The following is a 253-nucleotide window of genomic DNA, read 5'->3' on the forward strand; positions in this document are numbered from 1 at the left end:
CCAGCGTAAAATGGATGATTACTTTGCTGATGATATGAACTATGGCGATATCAGCGAAAAGGCGCTTAAAGAGCGCTACAAATTGCATGATATCTCCTCGCGGGTTAACCCTTTTACTTTTCCCAATCGACTGGAAAGCGCCCGTATACTGTTTGATGAGTTCCGCAGTTTATCAAAGAGCCTCTCTTTTGTCGGCGAGTATCAGGCGCTAATCGGTAAACTGATTGACCATATGCAGTATCGGCATGGCGAC

General features: G+C 45.5%; 1 protein-coding gene. It reads left to right on the forward strand.

What is annotated here, in order from left to right; translation table 11 throughout:
- A partial coding sequence (locus tag NG42_RS21715) for a DUF3289 family protein (RefSeq protein ID WP_052903125.1) occupies positions 1–253 on the forward strand: 253 nt, incomplete at both ends.

This window comes from Winslowiella iniecta (assembly GCF_001267535.1).
In the GTDB taxonomy this organism is placed as follows: Bacteria; Pseudomonadota; Gammaproteobacteria; order Enterobacterales; family Enterobacteriaceae; genus Erwinia; species Erwinia iniecta.